General features: G+C 59.6%; 21 protein-coding genes and 2 pseudogenes. 14 read left to right on the forward strand and 9 right to left on the reverse strand.

Annotation, left to right across the window (positions count from 1 at the left end; all coding sequences use genetic code 11):
* Positions 1 to 196: 196 nt before the first annotated feature.
* Entirely contained in the window at positions 197 to 1,105 is a 909-nt protein-coding gene (locus ACS5RD_RS13315) for a LysR family transcriptional regulator (protein WP_054005027.1), read from the reverse strand.
* A gap of 126 nt (positions 1,106 to 1,231) precedes the next feature.
* Between ACS5RD_RS13315 and ACS5RD_RS13320 the strand changes: the two genes are divergently transcribed.
* The 3 genes from ACS5RD_RS13320 (at position 1,232) to ACS5RD_RS13330 (ending at position 3,384) form a co-directional block, all read left to right on the forward strand.
* Complete coding sequence (locus ACS5RD_RS13320; RefSeq protein WP_489927823.1) at positions 1,232 to 2,455, forward strand: aminopeptidase P family protein; 1,224 nt, start codon at positions 1,232 to 1,234, stop codon at positions 2,453 to 2,455.
* Between the two features lie 256 nt (positions 2,456 to 2,711).
* Positions 2,712 to 2,927 carry a hypothetical protein gene (locus ACS5RD_RS13325; RefSeq protein ID WP_489927824.1) on the forward strand — a complete coding sequence of 72 codons (216 nt, stop codon included), beginning with the start codon at positions 2,712 to 2,714 and terminating at the stop codon, positions 2,925 to 2,927.
* Between the two features lie 22 nt (positions 2,928 to 2,949).
* Positions 2,950 to 3,384 (forward strand): EamA family transporter, encoded by a 435-nt coding sequence (locus ACS5RD_RS13330; protein WP_489927825.1) that lies wholly within the window; start codon positions 2,950 to 2,952, stop codon positions 3,382 to 3,384.
* On the opposite strand, the gene ACS5RD_RS13335 is transcribed toward ACS5RD_RS13330, so the two are convergent.
* From ACS5RD_RS13335 to ACS5RD_RS13350, 4 genes and pseudogenes are all read right to left on the reverse strand, one after another.
* Positions 3,353 to 4,801, reverse strand: coding sequence for an L-serine ammonia-lyase, iron-sulfur-dependent, subunit alpha (locus ACS5RD_RS13335; protein WP_489927826.1), 1,449 nt, complete (start codon positions 4,799 to 4,801; stop codon positions 3,353 to 3,355). The genes ACS5RD_RS13330 and ACS5RD_RS13335 overlap by 32 nt on opposite strands.
* A gap of 73 nt (positions 4,802 to 4,874) precedes the next feature.
* Positions 4,875 to 6,128, reverse strand: a pseudogene (glyA, locus tag ACS5RD_RS13340) (serine hydroxymethyltransferase).
* Between the two features lie 176 nt (positions 6,129 to 6,304).
* Positions 6,305 to 6,736 carry a sarcosine oxidase subunit gamma gene (locus ACS5RD_RS13345; RefSeq protein ID WP_489927827.1) on the reverse strand — a complete coding sequence of 144 codons (432 nt, stop codon included), beginning with the start codon at positions 6,734 to 6,736 and terminating at the stop codon, positions 6,305 to 6,307.
* Between the two features lie 13 nt (positions 6,737 to 6,749).
* Positions 6,750 to 7,400, reverse strand: a pseudogene (locus ACS5RD_RS13350) (aminomethyl transferase family protein); the annotation flags it as partial.
* A 91-nt stretch (positions 7,401 to 7,491) separates the two neighbouring features.
* Here ACS5RD_RS13350 and ACS5RD_RS13355 point away from each other — a divergent pair.
* A protein-coding gene (locus ACS5RD_RS13355) for an IS5 family transposase (protein ID WP_489927828.1) occupies positions 7,492 to 8,243 on the forward strand; the annotation gives its coding sequence in 2 pieces (ribosomal slippage) (positions 7,492 to 7,822 and positions 7,822 to 8,243; 753 coding nt in all).
* A 407-nt stretch (positions 8,244 to 8,650) separates the two neighbouring features.
* Here the strand turns inward: ACS5RD_RS13355 and ACS5RD_RS13360 are convergent.
* Entirely contained in the window at positions 8,651 to 9,589 is a 939-nt protein-coding gene (locus tag ACS5RD_RS13360) for a LysR family transcriptional regulator (protein ID WP_489927829.1), read from the reverse strand.
* Positions 9,590 to 9,680: 91 nt separating this feature from the next.
* On the opposite strand from ACS5RD_RS13360, the gene ACS5RD_RS13365 reads away from it, so the two are divergent.
* From ACS5RD_RS13365 to ACS5RD_RS13375, 3 genes are read left to right on the forward strand one after another with little or no spacing between them, the layout of a single operon-like run.
* Positions 9,681 to 10,229, forward strand: a complete 549-nt coding sequence (locus ACS5RD_RS13365; protein WP_489927830.1) for a carboxymuconolactone decarboxylase family protein — start codon at positions 9,681 to 9,683, stop codon at positions 10,227 to 10,229.
* Positions 10,230 to 10,284: 55 nt separating this feature from the next.
* Positions 10,285 to 10,749, forward strand: coding sequence for a nuclear transport factor 2 family protein (locus ACS5RD_RS13370; protein ID WP_489927831.1), 465 nt, complete (start codon positions 10,285 to 10,287; stop codon positions 10,747 to 10,749).
* 11 nt (positions 10,750 to 10,760) lie between these two features.
* Positions 10,761 to 11,381 (forward strand): pyridoxamine 5'-phosphate oxidase family protein, encoded by a 621-nt coding sequence (locus ACS5RD_RS13375; protein WP_489927832.1) that lies wholly within the window; start codon positions 10,761 to 10,763, stop codon positions 11,379 to 11,381.
* On the opposite strand, the gene ACS5RD_RS13380 is transcribed toward ACS5RD_RS13375, so the two are convergent.
* Positions 11,370 to 12,008: an NrsF family protein gene (locus ACS5RD_RS13380; RefSeq protein ID WP_054004736.1), complete on the reverse strand. Its 639-nt coding sequence runs from the start codon at positions 12,006 to 12,008 to the stop codon at positions 11,370 to 11,372. The genes ACS5RD_RS13375 and ACS5RD_RS13380 overlap by 12 nt on opposite strands.
* Positions 12,005 to 12,562: a sigma-70 family RNA polymerase sigma factor gene (locus tag ACS5RD_RS13385; protein ID WP_489927833.1), complete on the reverse strand. Its 558-nt coding sequence runs from the start codon at positions 12,560 to 12,562 to the stop codon at positions 12,005 to 12,007. Before ACS5RD_RS13385 ends, ACS5RD_RS13380 begins: the two co-directional genes overlap by 4 nt.
* Before the next feature lie 211 nt (positions 12,563 to 12,773).
* On the opposite strand from ACS5RD_RS13385, the gene msrB reads away from it, so the two are divergent.
* From msrB to ACS5RD_RS13405, 4 genes are all read left to right on the forward strand, one after another.
* The gene (msrB, locus tag ACS5RD_RS13390) at positions 12,774 to 13,259 is read left to right on the forward strand and encodes a peptide-methionine (R)-S-oxide reductase MsrB (protein WP_489927834.1); all 486 of its coding nucleotides are present in this window, start codon (positions 12,774 to 12,776) and stop codon (positions 13,257 to 13,259) included.
* 24 nt (positions 13,260 to 13,283) lie between these two features.
* Entirely contained in the window at positions 13,284 to 14,591 is a 1,308-nt protein-coding gene (locus ACS5RD_RS13395) for a cytochrome c biogenesis protein DipZ (RefSeq protein ID WP_489927835.1), read from the forward strand.
* A 52-nt stretch (positions 14,592 to 14,643) separates the two neighbouring features.
* On the forward strand, positions 14,644 to 15,375 hold the full coding sequence (gene msrA / locus ACS5RD_RS13400; protein WP_489927836.1) for a peptide-methionine (S)-S-oxide reductase MsrA: 732 nt from the start codon (positions 14,644 to 14,646) through the stop codon (positions 15,373 to 15,375).
* Positions 15,376 to 15,489: 114 nt separating this feature from the next.
* On the forward strand, positions 15,490 to 16,383 hold the full coding sequence (locus tag ACS5RD_RS13405; protein WP_489927837.1) for a LysR family transcriptional regulator: 894 nt from the start codon (positions 15,490 to 15,492) through the stop codon (positions 16,381 to 16,383).
* Here ACS5RD_RS13405 and ACS5RD_RS13410 read toward each other — a convergent pair.
* Entirely contained in the window at positions 16,380 to 17,033 is a 654-nt protein-coding gene (locus ACS5RD_RS13410) for a peroxiredoxin-like family protein (protein WP_489927838.1), read from the reverse strand. The two genes, ACS5RD_RS13405 and ACS5RD_RS13410, sit on opposite strands and share 4 nt — an antisense overlap.
* Positions 17,034 to 17,274: 241 nt before the next feature.
* Between ACS5RD_RS13410 and ACS5RD_RS13415 the strand changes: the two genes are divergently transcribed.
* The 3 genes from ACS5RD_RS13415 (at position 17,275) to ACS5RD_RS13425 (ending at position 19,267) form a co-directional block, all read left to right on the forward strand.
* Complete coding sequence (locus ACS5RD_RS13415) at positions 17,275 to 17,586, forward strand: hypothetical protein (RefSeq protein WP_489927839.1); 312 nt, start codon at positions 17,275 to 17,277, stop codon at positions 17,584 to 17,586.
* Positions 17,587 to 17,663: 77 nt separating this feature from the next.
* A complete protein-coding gene (locus tag ACS5RD_RS13420; RefSeq protein ID WP_489927840.1) occupies positions 17,664 to 18,515 on the forward strand; it encodes a cytochrome b/b6 domain-containing protein in 852 nt (283 codons plus the stop codon).
* The gene (locus tag ACS5RD_RS13425; RefSeq protein ID WP_489927841.1) at positions 18,515 to 19,267 is read left to right on the forward strand and encodes a molybdopterin-binding protein; all 753 of its coding nucleotides are present in this window, start codon (positions 18,515 to 18,517) and stop codon (positions 19,265 to 19,267) included. Before ACS5RD_RS13420 ends, ACS5RD_RS13425 begins: the two co-directional genes overlap by 1 nt.
* The last annotated feature ends 180 nt before the right edge of the window (positions 19,268 to 19,447 follow it).

The raw sequence follows: 19,447 nt of genomic DNA on the forward strand, positions 1-19,447 counted from the left end.
CTCATGCAAGACCAACGCAGGAAAGCGGCATGAAATTCACCGAGCCTTGTCCTTTTTTCGCCTGTCAGCCGCAGTCGTCAGCCCATTCTCACCTATTGGCGTTAGCGCCATTATGGTCTTCGGCCAACTGTCTGGCGGCAACTGGACATATTGACGGCGTCAAGGCGTGCGGGGCGACCTGATGAAAGTGCCTTAGTCAGGAGGTTTTCAGCAAATCTTCCCGTTCCGACATTGCCCATTCTTGAAAAATTTGCGCTTGACGGGTGACAATTGGTGCCGCTGTCGTGGAAGACAATAGATAATAGTTGAAGCCGTCGTCCTGCAATCGTGGTGAAACCTGGACAAGGCCGCCCGACTTCAGATCATCCTCGATCATGGCCTTCGGGCATAGGGCTACGCCCTGCCCTGATAGGGCTGCTGCGCGAAGCAAGTTGAAATCCTCAAAGGTCGTACCCTCATAGGTGGGCGCGAGCGTAGGGTCCGATGCAACGTTGTCCAAGAGCGACAGCCAGTTCGTCCATCCCGTCTGTGTGCCGTCATGCAAAAGACGCAAGGTCAGAAAGTCGGCAACGGTTTCAGGTTTGCGCCCAAGGCGGGCCAATGCAGAAGGGCTACACACCGGCATGCTTTGCCCGCCCAAAAAGAAGTGCGCCCCAATCGTCGGCGGCTCTTTCGAAAAGACAAAAGCAAGATGGACATCGTGAAAGTTTACCTCGCGTCCATGCATGGCATAAACGATCCGGATTTCGATTTCCGGATGGGAGGTGCGAAACCGGCTGAGGCGGGGAATCAACCAGCACATCGCCACCGAGGGAATTGCCGCAATAACAAGGGCCTGACTGATATTGCGCGCCCGGTTGCAAGCTGCTTCGATCTCGGCCAGCGATCCTGCCAGACTGCGCGCCAGATCGGCCCCATGTGGCAAAAGCCGGGTCCGGTTGCCCTCACGCTCAAACAACGGCTTTCCCAGCCAATCCTCGACATTGCGGATCTGGTGGCTGACGGCGGATTGGGTGACGAACAGCGCCTCGGCGGCAGCGCGGAATGACCCCAGGCGGGCGACCGCCTCAAAGGCGCGCAGGGCATTGAGGGGCAGTGTCGTCATGGTACACCTAAGCATGAGAAAAAATGATGCTATCGTGAAAAATGGTCTTTTGACAAGGCCGTTCAACGAGGGCTTGATCGCCCGCAATCGGGTCAATCTCGGCCCACCAAATCTTTGGAGGATTCGATGGAACGTGAACGCTTGCAGAACTATGTGGACAATGGCGAAAAGGCCGTTTCAACGTTTTCAGACAGCGAAATGCAGCGGCGTCTTGATGCGATCCGCGGTCATATGGCCAAGGCCGGCATTGATGCCGCGCTGTTCACCAGCTACCATTGCATCAACTATTATGCCGATTTCATGTTCTGCTATTTCGGCCGCCGCTATGGCTTTTTGGTTGATCACAACATCGCCACATCGATCAGCGCGGGCATCGACGGCGGCCAGCCGTGGCGCCGCACGTTCGGGGGCAAGAACGTCACCTACACCGACTGGCAGAAGGACAATTATTTTCATGCCATTCGCGGCCTGACCGGAGGCGTCAAGCGCTTGGGGATCGAGTTCGACCATATCAACATCGACACGCTGAACCTGCTGAAATCCGAATTCCCGGGCATGGAATTCGTCGATATCGGCGCGGCGTCCATGCGCCTGCGGATGATCAAATCGGCCGAGGAAATTGCGCACATCACCAAGATGACCCGTATCGCCGATATCGGTGGTGCGGCCTGCGTCGAGGCGATTGCCGTTGGCGTGCCAGAGCATGAAGTGGCACTGCACTCGACCGCGACGATGGTGCGCGAGATTGCCAAGGTCTGGCCGCATGGCGAGCTGCTGGATACTTGGACCTGGTTCCAGTCGGGCATCAACACCGATGGCGCGCACAATCCGGTGACCAGCCGCAAGATCGAAAAGGGCGATATCCTGTCGCTGAACTGCTTCCCGATGGTTGCTGGCTATTATGTGGCGCTGGAGCGCACGCTATTCTCGGAAGAGGCATCGGACGAGCATACGCGCCTGTGGAACATCAACTGCGCGGTGCATGATCGTGGCAAGGAACTGCTGGTGCCTGGTGCCAAGTGCAGCGACATCGCCAAAGAACTGAACGAGATGTATGCGGCCGAAAACCTGCTGCAATACCGCAGCTTTGGCTATGGCCACTCGTTCGGCGTTCTGTGCCATTACTATGGTCGTGAAGCTGGTCTGGAACTGCGCGAAGATTGCGATACCGTACTGGAAGAGGGCATGGTTGTGTCGATGGAGCCGATGATCACCGTGCCGAACCATCTGCCGGGTGCAGGCGGCTACCGCGAGCATGACATTCTGGTCATCACCAAGGAAAACAACAAGGGCAACACCAACATCACCGGTTTTGCCTATGGCCCCGAGCATCTGATCGTCAAGAAATAAGACCGAAAACAATCCCGCTGCGCCCCGGCACTGATCCTCTGGGGCGCAGCAAATTTGACAAAGTCGTTGATGCGAGGTTGCTCACCGAAGTGACCATGGCCCGAACGTACTGCGTTTGTGACGATGTCTGCGCGCAAAAGATGGATGAAAACCGCGAAGGGCCTTTTCCGACCAATCCCTTTGTCGTTAATCGCTAAGGTTAGGATTTAGCGTCACGTAATTATGCAGAAAAGCGCAACTTGGGATGCCGTTCCAGATGTCACCGCATGACCTGTTTCTTGCTCTGCTGCCTCCGATCCTCTGGGCCACGGGTTATTCGTTCGGCAAGGGGGCATTGCTGCATTTTCAGCCGCTTTTCACCACGGCAATGATGTATGCGATTGCCGGCGCGATCCTGTTTTGGCCCCGGATCGGGGTGAAAACCCCATGGCGCTGGTTGCTCGTCAATACGGTTTTTAGCTGCGGTTTGTAAAGCGGGCTGATCTTTTTCGGGGGTGTCCCTCGTCGATACCTGGCTGGCCATTCTGGGGATTGCGGTGGTGGTCGGCGTGCCAAAGCCTGGCAATGCCTATGTTGGCCTGATCTGCATTCTGGTCGACACCGCAAGCTGGGGCCTGGGGCAGGCGCTGATCCGCGTTCATTCGCGCGATGCAATCTGGCAGTTGGTGGGGGCGATGTCGCTCTTAGCGGCACGGCAGCTTCTTGCGGTGTCGTTGATTGTTGAATCTGATCACATCACGCTATTGCAGACGGGTTCGGCCTATGAATGGTCTGGTGTGCTGCTTCTGGGTGTCGGTTCTTTCGTCTTGGCCTATCTTTTGTGGTATGGACTGTTGAAGCGGAACCGGATGGACCAGGTCGCGCCTTTTGCCCTGCTGATGCCACTGGTCGGCATGTTCAATGGGTGGTGTTCTCCGACGAGACGCTAACCAAGGATTTCCTGCTGGGCGCGGCGCTGGTCCTGTCGGGATTGGTGATCACGATCATGGCCCGCGATGCCCGCGCCCGAAACGGGGCACCGCCAGACCTCAACACTCTGGCTGATTGACGGCAAGGCCCCCGGTCGAGGTTTCCGTGTACTTCACATTCATGTCGATGCCGGTCTGGCGCATCGTCTCGATGCAATTGTCCACAGGCATGAAATGCGTGCCATCGCCACGCAGGGCAAGACTGGCGGCAGAGACCGCCTTGATCGCGCCCAGACCGTTGCGCTCGATGCAGGGCACCTGCCGTCGGGACGCAGGTCATGCCCAGATGATGTTCAAGCGCGATTTCGGCAGCGTTGTCCACTTGTTCATTGGTGCCGCCAAGGGCCGCGCACAGCCCCGCCGCCATCGACGCTGCACTGCCCACCTCACCCTGACAGCCGACTTCGGCCCCCGATATCGAGGCGTTATGCTTCATTAACCCGCCAATTGCGGCTGCAGTCAGCAAAAATTGGTGGATACCGGCATGCGTCGCGCCAATGCAATGGTCGCGGTAATAGCGGATCACCGCAGGAACCACGCCCGCCGCCCCGTTGGTGGGCGAGGTGACAACCCGGCCCCCGGCGGCGTTTTCCTCATTCACCGCCATGGCATAGACCGATAGCCAGTCATTGACGACATGTGGCTGACTTTGGTTTTGTCCGCGTTCGGCCAAAAGCTGTTTGTGGATCGCCTTGGCGCGGCGCTTGATCTTCAATCCCCTGGGCAGAATGCCGTCCTTGCGCAGCCCCCTTGCGATGCAGGCATCCATCGCTTGCCACAGCGTATCGAGGCGTTCTTCCAGACCGGGCCCGGAATGCACCACCTCGTTTGCGCGCTTCATGTCGCCATGGGTCAGGCCAGTTGCCTGACCCATGACGAGCATTTCCAGCGCATTGCCGAACGGGTGCGGATAGCCTTTTGCCGCCTTCTGCGCGTGCAGATTGCCGGATTTCGACGCCTCCAGTTCCGCCGCTGTCACAACAAACCCGCCGCCGACCGAGTAATAGGTCTGGGTCAGATAAGGATTTCCCCGTTCGTCAAAAGCCCGCAGACCCAGCCCTTTGGCATGGCCGGGCAGGGGGGCCATAGTCGAACACCAGATCGCGTTCGGGATCAAAGGCCAGATCACCCAACCCCGGCGGCGCGATGCGCCCACTTTGACGGACTGCGGCCCCCAGCGCCTCAGCCGCGTCGGGGTCCCGCGTGTCGGGGCGAAAGCACAAGAGCCCCAGCACCACAGCGCGGTCGGTGGCATGGCCTTGCTGGTAAAGGCAAGGCTGCCGTGCACGCTGGCCCCAAGGCGCGCCAGTCGCCCTGCGCCGGGGATTTTTTCGGCCCCGCCTCGCAGATCATCCAGAAATCGCGCGGCGGCGGTCATAGGCCCCATCGTATGGGACGATGACGGACCGACGCCCAACTTGAAAATATCAAATACCGACAGAAACATCGGATCAGACGCCCGTGGCATAGATTGGGTGCGCGGCACACGATGCCCGCACCTCGGCCAGAACCGCCGCTTCAACTGCAGCGTCGCCGTCGGCGTTAGCCGACAGCGCGTCGATCACCCGCAAGACCAGTTCGCCCACCTAGCGGAACTCGGCCTGGCCAAAGCCGCGCGTGGTGCCTGCCGATGTGCCAAGCCGCACACCCGAAGTCACAAACGGCTTCTCCGGGTCAAACGGGATCGAGTTTTTGTTGCAGGTCAAACCGGCACGTTCCAGCGCGGCTTCGGCGGTCTTGCCGGTGACACCCTTGGGGCGAAGATCGACCAGAACCATATGGCAATCGGTGCCGCCAGATACGATGCCAAGCCCGCCTGCGACCTGCACCGCAGAAAGCGCCTGCGCATTGGCGGTCACGGCCTTTGCATAGTCCTTGAACGACGGGTCCAGCGCCTCGCCAAAGGCCACTGCTTTGCCTGCGATTACATGCATCAGGGGGCCGCCCTGATTGCCGGGGAACACTGCCGAGTTGAACTTCTTGCCCAACGCCTCGTCATTGGTCAGGATCATGCCACCGCGCGGGCCGCGCAGGGTTTTATGCGTGGTCGTGGTCACGACATGGGCGTGGGGCATTGGGTCGGGGTACTGCCCCGCCGCGATCAGGCCCGCGTAATGCGCCATATCCACCATCAAATAGGCGCCCACCTCATCGGCAATCGCGCGGAAGGCGGCAAAGTCGATGTGACCTGGATAGGCCGAAGCCCCGGCGATGATCAGCTTGGGCTTCTTCGCCAGCGCGACTTCGAGCACATTGTCCATGTCGATCAACTGGTTGTCGGCGCGCACTTCATAGCTGACCACATCGAACCTCTTGCCAGACATGGTGACGGGCGAGCCGTGGGTCAAATGCCCGCCGTGGGCAAGGTTCAGGCCCATGATCCGGTCGCCCGGCTGCAACAGCGCCAGAAACACCGCGTGATTGGCCTGCGCGCCGGAATGCGGCTGCACGTTGACAAAGCCCGCCCCAAAAAGCTGTTTCGCGCGGTCAATGGCGATCTGTTCCACCACATCGACATGCTCGCAGCCGCCGTAATAGCGCTTGCCTGGATAGCCCTCGGCATACTTGTTGATCAGCACTGACCCTTGGGCGCGCGGCACGTCAAGACTGACGATGTTTTCCGACGCGATCAGCTCGATCTGGCGATCAAGCTCATGCCCGATGGCCTCGGCGATGGCCGTGTCGGTGATCAGGGATTTCAACATGGCAAGGGGCCTTTCAGGTAAAAGCGGGGGTGCGCGCCGGAAAGGTGCGTCATGATTTCTGCCAGGGCGCAACGGCGTCAGAGACCGCAGGCAAACTCGCGCAGGGCGATGTCCAGAAGCTCGGACACATGCGGGAAGAACGACCGCCAGACCTCGATACGGAACGCATCGTCGGCTTAGCGGATCAAAACCACTTGTGCGCTGTCAAACAAAGTGCGCTTGGCGGCGCCTGGGACCATGCCTGACAGGTCCAGCGGGCAGGCGACCGATAGCAGCTCCTGCGCGCGGGGGCCTGTGATGGCGATGGTAAATTCGCGGCCCGAAATCACCGTCAGGCTGCGCGGGGCCTTTACTCGCGCGGTTGCGAAATCGGCCACGATGGCTGTCTGTTCGGCCTCGGGGCCATGCAGCAGCCATTCGTCGGGGCTAAGGCACCACGCGGCACGGCCATTTGCGGCGACACGCTGCCCGATTTTGCCGGGAAGGGGCAGACCAAAGGCCGCCGAGGCCACCTCCAGATTGGCAGGGGCGATGCGCAGGTTCAGCCGCGCCACCGCGGGCAGAACAGTGACCGATATGGCGTCAAACGATTTTATGGAGGCGTTCATTCTGGCATCCTCCTCATTCAAATTTCAGCCAGTCACCGGCGGGGTCATCGAATACGCTCCCCTTGACCTTTGCCGCCTGCGAGCCGCCATCCGCCGTGGGGATATGCAGCGTGTCGCCCATCCGGTCAAAGCCACCCTGGACCACCGCCATGGCAATCGAGCGCCCCAGCGCCTCGGACCAATAAGAACTGGTCACATGGCCGATCATCTTCATCGGTTTGGGCTGCTTTGGGTCCAGCACGATCTGTGCGCCCTCAACCAGCACGTCTTTCGGGTTTTCGGTTGAAAGGCCGACCAGTTGCTTGCGCCCCTTGGCGACGATGTCGGGCCATGCGAGTGACCGCTTGCCGACGAAATCGGGTTTCGCCTTACCAATGGCCCAGCCGATCCCGGCATCTTCGGGAGTCACTGTGCCATCGGTATCCTGACCTATGATGATATAGCCCTTTTCAGCGCGCAAAATGTGCATGGTTTCCGTGCCATAGGGGCAGACGTCATAGGCTTTGCCGACTTCCATCAGCTTTTCCCACAGGGCACGACCATGGCGGGCGGGGACGTTCACCTCGAACCCCAATTCGCCCGTAAAGCTGATGCGGAACAGGCGCGAGGGAAAGCCTGCGACCGTGCATTCGGCCACCGACATATGCGGGAATGCGGCGTCAGACATATTCTGGCCTTCGCCTAGGGTTTGTTGACGTTTGAGGATTCCCAAATTAGTTTCTGAGTGATTCAAGGTTGCCAAATGGGAGGCAACCTTGATCCGCACCGCTTTGACCGACGCCCAATGGGAAACCATCGCCCCGCACTGTCTTGGCCGGGAATGTGATCCCGGTCGCACGGGGCCTGATCCGCGCCTTTTTGTCGAGGCCGTTCTCTGGATCGCGCGCACCGGCTGCCCTTGGCGCGACCTGCCCGAGGATTTCGGGAAGTGGAACTCAGTCTTCAAACGGTTCCGCAGATGGGTGAAGGCCGACGCATTCTATCGTATGTTCAGGATGTTGGCCGAAGATGCCGACTTCGAATACGCCATGATCGACGGCAGTATCGTCACGGTCCACCGCCACGGTCAGGGCGCAAAAGGGGGACTCAGAGCCAGGCCATCGGACGTTCTCGCGGCGGCATAACCACCAAGATCATGGCCCTGACCGACGCACTCGGCAACATGATCAACTTCCGCTTGCTGCCCGGACAGGCGCACGACCTGCGTGGCACCGCAGCCCTGATCGAAGGGCTGTCCTGCGGCCAGTTCCTCGCGGATCGCGCCTTCGACGCCAACTGGCTGCGCGATGCGCTGACCGGCGCAGGGATCGAAGCAGTCATACCCCCTAAATGCAACCGCCGCTTCCCGGCGGAGTTCGACCGCCACACCGACACATGGCGGCACCTGATCGAGAACTTCTTCGGAAAACTAAAGGAATACAGAGGCATCGCCATGCGCTGCTGCAAAACAGACGAAAGCTTCAGCGCGTTCATCTCCCTCGCGGCAACAGTGATGCGCACAAGATGAACATCAACAGACCCTAAACAGAACAGGTTATTTTGAGCGCAAGGGAGCCGAATTGAATGTGGGAACCTGTCGCCGCCGCTTTTCCGCGTAAAATTCAGCACGGCTGATACGCCTGAAACGTATACAGTGGGCAAGGTCGAGGTGGAAAGTTCCGCAAAAGTGGTCGATCGGTGAACGACCAACCGTCCAACATCTGGTTGGCTTTCTGATGGTCTAGATCAAGCATTGCGCTGCGACCAGAACACTTCCAGCGGAAATACAGCACATGATAGCAGGTTTGCGTTGTAGATAGATCGAGTCGCCTGCATCGGTCAGAGAGTGAACTCCAATGATCGCCTGTGGCATGTTTCATAGAATTGTTGGCTCTGCCCGCTCTTCTCTGAAGCCTAGTTTTGCCAAAACATGCGTTAGCATGTCTTCGCTACTATTCGCTCTCTTATGCGCGGGCCAGCGAAGTCCAGAAAAGCCCGCAGTTTCAGTGGCAAAGCGCCTTGGCCATCGAAAACCAGACTGATGGGCACAGGCGGCGGCTCGTAAGCTTCCAACACCGTCATCAGGTGTCCGGCACCGCGGGCGGCTGTAATCTGATAGGACAGCACGCGGGTCAGCCCCACACCCGACACGGCCGCATCAATCGCGGCTTCTGCGGTGTTGACGGCCAGACGCGAGCGGATCGGCATGGCACTTTCGACGCCATTCGTCTGAAAGTTCCAGCGATCTGTGTGATCAAGGCCGATGAACGTGATGCAGTGGTGACGGGATATCTCTGCTGGTTCAAGCGGCAGACCATTGGCGGCAAGATACTGCGGGCTGGCGCAAACCACCCGCCGCACCTCACCCAGTCGTGTCGCCCTTAAACGGCTGTCGGGCAGCGCCCCAATACGCACCGCAACATCGACGTGATCATCCTGCAGATGCAACAGGCGGTCTGCCAGCGTCAACCTGATGTCAATCTCAGGGTAGGCCTGCAAGAACGCGGTGACGACGGGCAGAACGTGCAGTCGGCCAAACACCACGGGCGCGGTCAGGGTCAATTCGCCGCGCGCGGTGGTGAACGCACCAGATGCGGCAAGCTCTGCCTCGGCCACATCGCGCAGAATGCGTTTACAAGCGGCGAGGTAGGACAGCCCCGCCTCGGTCAATGTCACACGGCGGTTGGAGCGTTGCAGCAGGCGCGCGCCAAGATGTTTTTCGAGATCCGAGATTTTGCGGCTGATCGTGGTCAGCGGCACCCCCAATTTGCGACCTGCCGCCGAAAGGTTGCCCTGTTCGACGACCTGCAACAGAACATTCATGGCGTCAAAACGATCCACAGTTTGGGCGTTCATTCCGATAAGTGGAAGCATATCAGCCATTATTGCCGGATATTCCGCGATTATGAAAGTGATAAGTTTGGTTACAGCGGGTCACAACGGCCCGATCAACCCGGAGACTAAAATGACCGGCATCGCCACACCTGTTACCATCGCCGACGCTCCGCTCGCAGCACAACCGTTGCTGGAGGCGGTGAAAAAGCAGCTTGGCATCGTGCCGAACCTGTTCCGCGTCGTCTCTAACAGCCCCGCGGCCCTAGAAGGCTACCTTGGTCTGTCGGGCGCGTTGGGCAAAGGCACGCTGCCTGCCGCAACCCGCGAATGCATCGCGCTAGCGGTGGCTGAGATCAATGGCTGCAGCTATTGCCTTTCAGCGCACAGCTATCTTGGCAAGAACCTCGCCAAGCTGGATGCGGCCGAAATCCTTGCCAACCGGACGGGGCATTCCAACGATCCCAAAGCCGATGCGGCGGTGCATTTCGCAACGCTTGTGACCAAGGCGCGCGGCCATGTCAGCGACGATGATCTGCGGGCGGTGAAGTTGGCAGGGTATGACGACGCGAAAGTGGTTGAAATCGTGCTGCATGTCGCGTTGAACACTTGGACGAACTACATCAACGAGGTCGCACAGACCGTGATCGACTTCCCTGTGGCCGAGGCTCTTGCCGCCTAATCCTTGCAATACAGTGCTGCCTGGATGCGGGCGGCACACCAACCGGAGCAAACCAATGTCACGTCCTCCTCTGCCGCCCTTCACCTTGGAAACCGCCGCCCAAAAGGCCCGCATGGCCGAAGATGCGTGGAATTCGCGCGACCCCGCCCGCGTCGCGCTGGCCTATACGGAAGACAGCCGCTGGCGCAACCGCACCGAGTTTCTGACAGGCCGCGCCGAGATCGTGGCGTTTCTGACCGGCAAATGGGAGCGCGAGTTGGACTACCGCCTGATCAAGGAAATCTGGGGCACATTGAACAACCGGATCGCGGTGCGCTTTGCCTATGAATGGCGCAATCCTGCGGGCCAGTGGTTTCGCAGTTATGGCAACGAAAACTGGCAGTTCGATGTTGATGGTCTGATGCAACAACGCCACGCCAGCATCAATGATCTGGCGATCAGCGAGGCCGAGCGCAAGTTTCACTGGCCGCTGGGGCGCAGGCCGGATGATCACCCCGGCCTCAGCGCGCTTGGGCTTTGAAAGGTCGGCAGATGGGCTATTCCAGTGACGTCGCATTCTCGGACGCAGTGAAGTCGGTGCAGAGCCGCAAAGGCTCGCGTCGGGCTTATGCGCAGCAGGAGGACGCAGGCAGTTGGCAAACCGAAATCACTGATGAATTGCGTGGCTTCATCGCCGAGCAGACCAGCGTGTTTCTGGCGACGGCGAGTGCTGACGGCCAGCCCTATATGCAGCATCGCGGCGGACCGCCGGGTTTTTTGCGGGTGATCAACGACAAGACCTTGGGCTTTGTCGATTTCAGCGGCAATCGCCAGTATATCACCACAGGCAATCTGGCGGAAAACCCCAAGGCTCAGCTATTCCTGATCGACTACACCCAGCGCCGCCGCATCAAGATCTGGGGCACCGCGCAGGTCATTGAGGGCGATGCCGATCTGGTCGCAAGCCTGATGCCCGGAGGCTACAAAGCCCGCCCCGAGCAGGTGATCTTGTTTACCGTCACAGCTTGGGATGTCAACTGCCCGCAGCATATCCCGCAGCGCTTTGATGCAGGGGATGTGGCGCACATAGTGGCTGACCGCGATGCGAAGATCGAGGCACTGGAGGCACAGCTTGCCGATCTTAGACTTCAGAATGCAGGACTACCAGCGTAGCATCCTACGCCCTAGCGCTGCGCTGATCAGGGTGACGATTAGGATAGCCGCGCCATACCAAGTCACAAAGAACAGCGGATTATCGCGGGTGCAAAACAGCGAATAACCGGCGGTGACGCCACTGGCGGCGCTCAGCCCGACAAGGGCGCCGGACAAAGTTGGGGAGGTGGCGGCACCCTCTCGCACCAGTCGCAGCATCACCCCCACCGGAACGATCGACAGCAGCAAGATCGAGCCCAGACACTCATCCAGCGAAAAGGCACTAACTTCGGCAAAGCGGGCAGACGGTTCGCGCAGCACGAACGCCCCGATCCACAGCGCAAGGGCTGCCAGCAGGGGCACTGCATAGACCCAGAGGGTGGCCCCAGCCCGCGCCTCGGGTCGGATCAGGCGCAGCACCAGTAGGATGGACAAAGCACAGGTGATCAACGGCAGAACGGTTTTGAACGGCACAACGGGGTTAGACCATGCAAGCATCAAGCCATGACGGGTGCCCAGCACCGCCAGAAACAGCGCGACGGGGACAAGGATCGACAAAGCCATCACCATGCCAAGCCGTGCGGGGCGAAGGGCTGTCTGCACGGCTTCGGTGGATAGCCGGGCGATCAGATCATCGGTCTGCATCATGGCTGATCCCTGCGACCCAGTGCGGCCATTCGCTTCATCGCGCGGTGCAAGGTGACGCGCAGATTGGCCGGGCTGATCTGCAAGCGCGCGCTGACCTCGGCTTGTGTCTCATCGCGCAGCGCCAAAGCCCGCACCACCTCTGCCGAGCGCGAATCAAGCTGACCCAGCAGGTGATCGACTTCTGCCCGGTCATCGCGGGCGGTCAGCGGGCTGGCTATATCCTCGGCGGGCAACAGCTCGCTGTAATCCTCAATCGGCAGATGCACCGCCACACCGCGCTTGCGATACGCGTCGATGATCTTGTAGCGGGTGATCGCATACAGCCATGGCCGCAGCGGATGCGCCGCGTCCCAAGTGTGGCGCTTCAGATGGATGCCAAGCAAAACGTCCTGCACAATATCCTCGTGTTGATCGGGGGGAAGGCTGCGGCTGCGCGCGCGCACAATTCCCCGGACAATGGGTGTGACGGCGTGCAGAAACCGGGCGTATGCTTGCCTGTCATCTGCGTTCGCCGCCTTCAGCAGTTTGGCCAAAGGATCTTCGGTCAGCTGCATTCCCTTGGTCCCTTCGCGCTGAACAGGCGGTTCGTTACAAGCGATAGGCGATTATTCTGAATTACTCCACCATCCCGCTTTGTTTGAACACCAAAGCGTGAGCCGCGTAACAGCCTGGGATTTTGCGCGAATGGACTGCCCGAGAGCCAGATGATGATTCGGCAGGCGCGCGCAGTTGCGCAGTCAGCCCTTAACTTGGAGGAGAATACCCATGCAGTTATCGCGCCGTTCCGTTCTGACCAGCCTTATCCTAGGCACCGCCGCCGTCCGGTTCGGCTTTATCGGCAAGGCAGCGCGGGCGGGCGAAAGCTTTGCTGTCACCCATACCGATGCCGAATGGCGCGCCATGCTGACGCCCGCGCAATATGAGGTGCTGCGCCAGCAAGGCACCGAGCGCGCCTTTAGCAGCCCGCTGCTGGACGAACACCGCAAGGGCACCTTTTCCTGCGTGGGCTGCGATTTTCCGCTGTATTCTTCGGAAACCAAGTTTGACAGCGGCACCGGCTGGCCCAGCTTTTGGCAGCCACTGAAAGGCGCGGTTGGCACATCTTCTGATACAGCACTTTCTGAGGCACGCACCGAGGTGCATTGCAGCCGTTGCGGTGGTCATCTGGGTCATGTGTTCAACGATGGCCCGCAACCGACTGGCCTGCGCTACTGCATGGACGGTGTCACTATGACCTTCCACGCCGCCTGACCCAGCAACCAGAAGGATCGCAACATGCTTCTGCTTCTCCTCGCGTATCTCGGCGGTATGCTGACCATCGCCAGCCCCTGCATCCTGCCCGTGTTGCCGTTTGTATTCGCACGGGCCGGGCAGCCATTTCTGAAAAGCGCCTTGCCGATGCTGGCAGGCATGGCTGCGACCTTCGCCGCTGTCGCCTCGCTCGCCGCGATTGGCGGCGATTGGGCAGTGACGGCGAACCAATATGGCCGCAGCGTGGCGCTGGTTGTGATGGCGGGCTTCGGGATGATCCTGCTGTTTCCGGCGATGGCTAACAAGGTGGCCCGGCCCGTGGTCGCCCTTGGCGCGCGGCTGTCCGACAGCGCGGATCGCCATCGCCGTGCTGGCGGATCAGTTGTCGCGGCTTCGCTGGTGCTGGGCACGGCCACCGGTCTGCTCTGGGCACCCTGCGCTGGACCAATGCTGGGGCTGATCCTGACTGGGGCGGCGCTGAACGGCGCCAACCTTGCCACCAGCCTGTTGCTGCTGGCCTATGCGTTGGGGGCGGCCACCTCGCTCGCCTTGGCGCTTTTGGTAGGCGGTCGGGTATTTCAGGCGATGAAACGCTCGCTTCTCGCCACAGAATGGCTACGCCGGGGCTTTGGCATGGCGGTCATTCTCGCGGCGTTTGCGATTGGGCTGGGCGTCGATACCAAGTTTCTGGCGCAGGCATCTTATGCCAGCACGGCCATTCTGGAACAGCGCCTGCTTGATAGTGTGTTGCAGCCGCAAGCTGCGCCCGCAACCGAAGACGAGTTGCTGCAAAATGCCCCCGCCTCTGCGACTGAGGACTGGACCAAAAGCGATGTCACCCAGATCAAGGCGCAAAAGGTCAAACTGACCCTGCCGGTTGAGCCGACCACCCCGGACCTGAACGGCGCTGTGCAATGGCTGAACTCGGAACCTCTGAGCATGGCGCAACTGAAAGGCAAGGTCGTGCTGGTCAATTTTTGGACCTTCGACTGCATCAACTGCCTGCACACCCTGCCTCATGTCAAAGCATGGGCGGCGAAATATGCCGATCAAGGTTTTTTGGTGATCGGCGTGCATTCACCTGAATTTGCCTTCGAGAAAGACCGCGAGAACGTCAAGAATGCTGTGGCCGATCTTGGCATCAGCTTTCCGGTGGCGCTCGACAATGATTTCGCGATCTGGCGGCAGTTCAACAACCGCTACTGGCCCGCGCAATACCTCATTGATGCCGATGGTCTGGTGCGGTTCCACCACTTTGGCGAAGGCAGCTATGATCAGTCTGAACAAGCGATCCGGCAGCTGATTGCCGAACGCGACAAGGCGGCCCCGTAAAAGTACCGCTGCAATCCAAGCCATTCCCCTGAGATCTCTGAAAGGAAACACCATGACCAAGTCCCTGACTGAACAACGGAAATCCATTCCGCGGCGTATGGTTCTGTGTACAGCGCTGGTACTGGCGGCGCTGATGGGCGGTGCGCTGATGCTGCCCGGCAATGCCAGCTTCGCAGGCGAAGGCATTGCGATCCCTGCTCCGAGTCTTGACGAGGCTGCCAATGCTGGCACCGAAACGGCGATCTTCGCTGGCGGCTGCTTTTGGGGCGTGCAGGGCGTGTTCCAGCATGTCGGCGGCGTGATCAGCGCCACCTCGGGCTATACTGGCGGCGAAGGCGCGAACCCCAGCTATGATATGGTCAGCACAGGCACCACCGGCCATGCCGAGGCGGTGGAGATCGTCTATGATCCGTCAAAAGTCACCTACGGTCATCTGCTGCACATCTTCTTCTCGGTGGTGGCTGATCCGACCACACTGAATTACCAAGGCGCGGATCATGGCACACAATACCGCTCGGCGATTTTCCCGACCAATGCGGCGCAATCCAAAATCGCCAAGGCCTATATCAACGAGCTTGGGGCGGCCAAGGTGTTTGGCGCTGCCATCGTGACGACGATTGAGCCGCAGGCAAAATTCTTCCCGGCTGAGGATTATCATCAGGACTTTCTGACCTTAAACCCGACCTATCCCTATATCGTCGTCAATGATTTGCCTAAAGTGAGCGATCTGAAACAGCTGTTCCCCGGCGATTATAAAACCAACCCCGTTTTGGTGATGAAATAAGAATTTAATCTCTCTGGGTTTAAAAGATTTAACCTCACGGCGTCAGACATAAGAGATGCCGTGGGCTATTTGACAACATAACTCCGCCACACAATCAGGTAGCCCGTAAATCCCATGGAAATGCACCAGATCAAATACTTTCTGGCGGTGACGCGGACGCTGAACTTTACCCGAGCGGCGGATCAATGCAACGTCACCCAGCCGTCACTGACCCGCGCGATCCAGAAACTAGAGGATGAATTCGGCGGCATCTTGTTCAACCGTGAACGCGCGCTGACCCATCTGACCGAGTTGGGCCGCATGGTGCTGCCGCATCTGGAACAGACCTATGAGGCTGCCGAAGCCGCGACCTCGCTTGCCAGCAGCATTGGCCGGGCCGAGGTTGCTCCGCTGGTAATCGGGGTGGCGCATGGCCTAAATTTGCCCGTGCTGGATGAGATATTGGCCGCTTTGGCCAGCACATTGCCCGCGCTTGCGATTGATCTGCGCAGCGGCACGTCTGAACAGTTGCTCGATACCGCGCTGAAAGGCGGCATTGATCTGCTGATCATCGCCCAGCCAGAGCAAGCGCCGGATCGGCTAGAGACTTGGCCGCTGTATGTGCAACGCTACGAAATGGCGATCTGCGCGGGGCATCGGCTTGCCAATGGCCCGCCGCTTTGCATGGCAGAAGCGGCGGCTGAGGCTTGGATCGACGGCGGCGACGATGGCACGACTTTGTGGCGCAACGCGGCCACCGCGATGGGTCTGGCCTCCAGCTTTCGCCACCGCGTTGAAAGCCGCAGCCAAGCCCTGCGTCTGGTGGCGCTTGGGCTTGGCCATGCGATCATGCCTGCGGGCACATCCGCTTGCGGCACAGCAGCGGTCAGCTTAAGTGATTGCGAGTTATATCAAAACATTGTTCTGGCTGCCGTGGCAGGTCGCCGTAGAGGCCGTGCCGCCGATGCGTTCATGCGCGCGGCGCGGGCGCGTGATTGGCAGGAAAGTGCGTCGGGGACAGCCGATTAGGCGGGTCTGGTCAGGCTCGACAATGCGCAAAGCACCTCAGCTGGTTCTGCCCGGTGATGAAAGTCAGGATCGACAAAAGTAAAATGCACCTGCCGCGCGCGATCTAGCAGGAAAGTTGCGGGCGCGGGCAGCAAACCATTGGCTGTGCCGTAAGCCTCGGCCAGATCAAAGCCGCCGTCGCGAAACTGCTGCAACACCACGGGCCCCACCGGAAACGCCAGACCATAGCGTAGGGCAACACCCAGATCGGGATCGCACAGCACCACAGCGCCGTCACCCGCAATCTGCGCCAAACCCGCCAACCGCCCGCCGGTTTCCGGTGTTACGATGATCAACCGCCCACCCGCCGCAATCAACGCATCGCGATTCTCCGCCCAAGCGCCGATTTCTTCCTCACAATACGGGCACCAGCTGCCGCGATTGAAACTTAACACCACGGGTCCGTCGGCCAGCAGATCACTCAACCTGCGCAAGCGACCACTGGCATCGGGCAGTGCAAAGTCAGGCGCAACCGCCCCCACATGCGGCGCGCCCGCCATGGCATCAGACGCCCGCAGCCGCTCAATCAGCGCATCATAACTTTCCAGCCAAGTGCCGGGAAGGCTTCGGCAGGCAGCAAGGCGCGACGCAAGGGGTACAGGGTTTTTCATCCCGCCATCATTGTGCAATTCCCGCGCTATATAAAGAGCCTTGCTCGCATGGGTTTCATGCACGCAAAGCATGGACAGCGCCGCTTGATAGCCTACGGGCATTGAAAGCATAGGTAAGTGGCATTTTCTATTTTACACGCGCTGGGGCACCCTAATTTCAATCGGTCCCTGACGGATCGGTTCTAACCTGTCGGGCCTGCTGCCAATACCGGCGATGCCCGCACCAAATTGGAGACTCCCGATGAACCGTTTTCTGATCGCCCTGGCACTCTCGACCGCATTCACCGCTCCGGCATTTGCCGGCAGCATGGCCAAGGATATGGCGTGCAGCGCCTTCTCGGCAATGGATTCTGATGGCATGATGGCGACGATGAAAGACGCCAAAATGGCAAGTGACGCGATGGCTTCCGGTGACGCAATGGCATCCGGCGATGCAATGGCCTCGGGTGATGCGATGGCGATGAGCCCCGAAGATGAGATGGCCGCTGTGGTCAAGACCTGCAAAGAACATCCCGATATGATGCTTATGGATGCGATGCATCCCAAGATGTGATCTGCTTCGGGCGCTGGGATACTCCCGGTGCCCGACCCCACTCTCTCCCGCGCCCTCTCACCCGATCAGGACAGCAGATGAGCATCACCGAACCGATGACCATGCCGACGCAAACTGCAGCCAAAGGCGGCGATGTTGTGGATCGGCACCGCTTGTCCACCCGGCTGTGGCACTGGACCAATGCCATAACCATCGTGATCATGCTGATGAGCGGGCTGATGATCTTCAACGCGCATCCCCGACTGTATTGGGGCGCTTATGGTGCCAACCCGGACTATGCTTGGATGCAGATCGGCGCGACCGAGGCCAATACCGGCTTTGTGCGCGTGGGCAGCGTGACCGCTGACACCACCGGTGTTCTGGGCCGCTGGACTGACGGTGACGGCCAAGTGCGCAACCGCGCCTTCCCGTCTTGGGCGACGCTGCCGCAAAGCTACAATCTGGCATTGGCTCGGCGTTGGCATCTGACCTTCGCTTGGGTGTTTGCCGTTGGCCTCGCCGCCTATCTGATCCGCAGTCTGCTCAACCGCCATCTGCAGCGCGACCTGCTGCCAACAGCCGAGGAAATCCGCCCGTCGCAAATCTGGAGCGACATCAAGCACCACGCCAAGTTGCAGTTCCCGACGGGTGAGGCCGCGCAACGCTATAATATCTTGCAGAAACTCGCATATCTGTCGGTGTTGATCGCCCTTATCCCCGGCATGATCCTGACCGGGTTCACCATGTCTCCCGGCCTGAACGCCTCTTTGCCATGGCTGCTCGATCTGTTCGGCGGCCGGCAATCGGCCCGATCTTTGCACTTTATCTTCGCGATTGGGATCATGGCGTTCATTGTGGTCCATTTGTTGATGGTTGTCCTCGCTGGACCCATCAACGAGGTGCGCTCGATGATCACAGGCCGCTACCGCTTGCCGAAGGAGAAAAACTGATGGCACTTTTGACCCGCAGATCCGTGCTGACCGGACTTGGCTTTTCCACCATCATCGGCACCACGGCTGGCCTTGTGTTAAGCCCGAGCTTCCGCGACCTAGCGCTTGGCAGCGGTGAGAAACTGGCCTACCAGACCCACCGCCTGATCGGTCGTCACGCTTTAGCGCCAGAGTTTACCGAAGCCGATATGTCGCCAGACTTCCGCACCAACGGTAACACCATGCCCAAGTCATCAGACTTCCAGCGCCATATGGAAACCGATTTCGCCAACTGGCAGTTGCAGGTCGATGGCCTTGTCAGCACCCCCAAAGCCTTCTCACTGGCGGCACTGAAAGCCGTGCCCGCCCGCACCCAGATCACCCGTCACGACTGTGTCGAGGGGTGGAGCGCGATTGGAAAATGGACTGGGGTTCCGCTCAGCGCGTTGCTGTCTCAGGTCACCCTGCTGCCCTCTGCGCGCTATCTGGTGCTACATTGCGCCGATGATTTCAGCGGCGACGCATACTACGAAAGCATTGATCTTGTTGACGCTTTCCATCCGCAAACCATCCTCGCCCATACCATGAACGATCAACCGCTGTCCGTCGGCCACGGCGCGCCGCTGCGGCTGCGGGTCGAGCGGCAACTGGGCTACAAGCAGGCGAAATATATTATGCGGATAGAGGCGACTGCGACCCTCGCTGCGACGGGTCTTGGCAAAGGCGGCTTCTGGGAAGACCAGATCGGCTATGACTGGTATGCAGGTATATAGGCCGTGAAACGGGTGCATCAGACATGTTATTGGGATCAGCACCTAAAGGCTATAGGCCCGATCCAATGGAGCGACCGCTATCGCCAATGACCGCGTCGATGGATCTGTTTTGCAAGTGGCTGCTTTCCGCCCTTATTGTCGCTGTGACCGTTCAAAGTTGATCACTTTGATCTAAGATGT

The sequence above is a fragment of the Cypionkella sp. PAMC25878 genome (genome assembly GCF_058135695.1).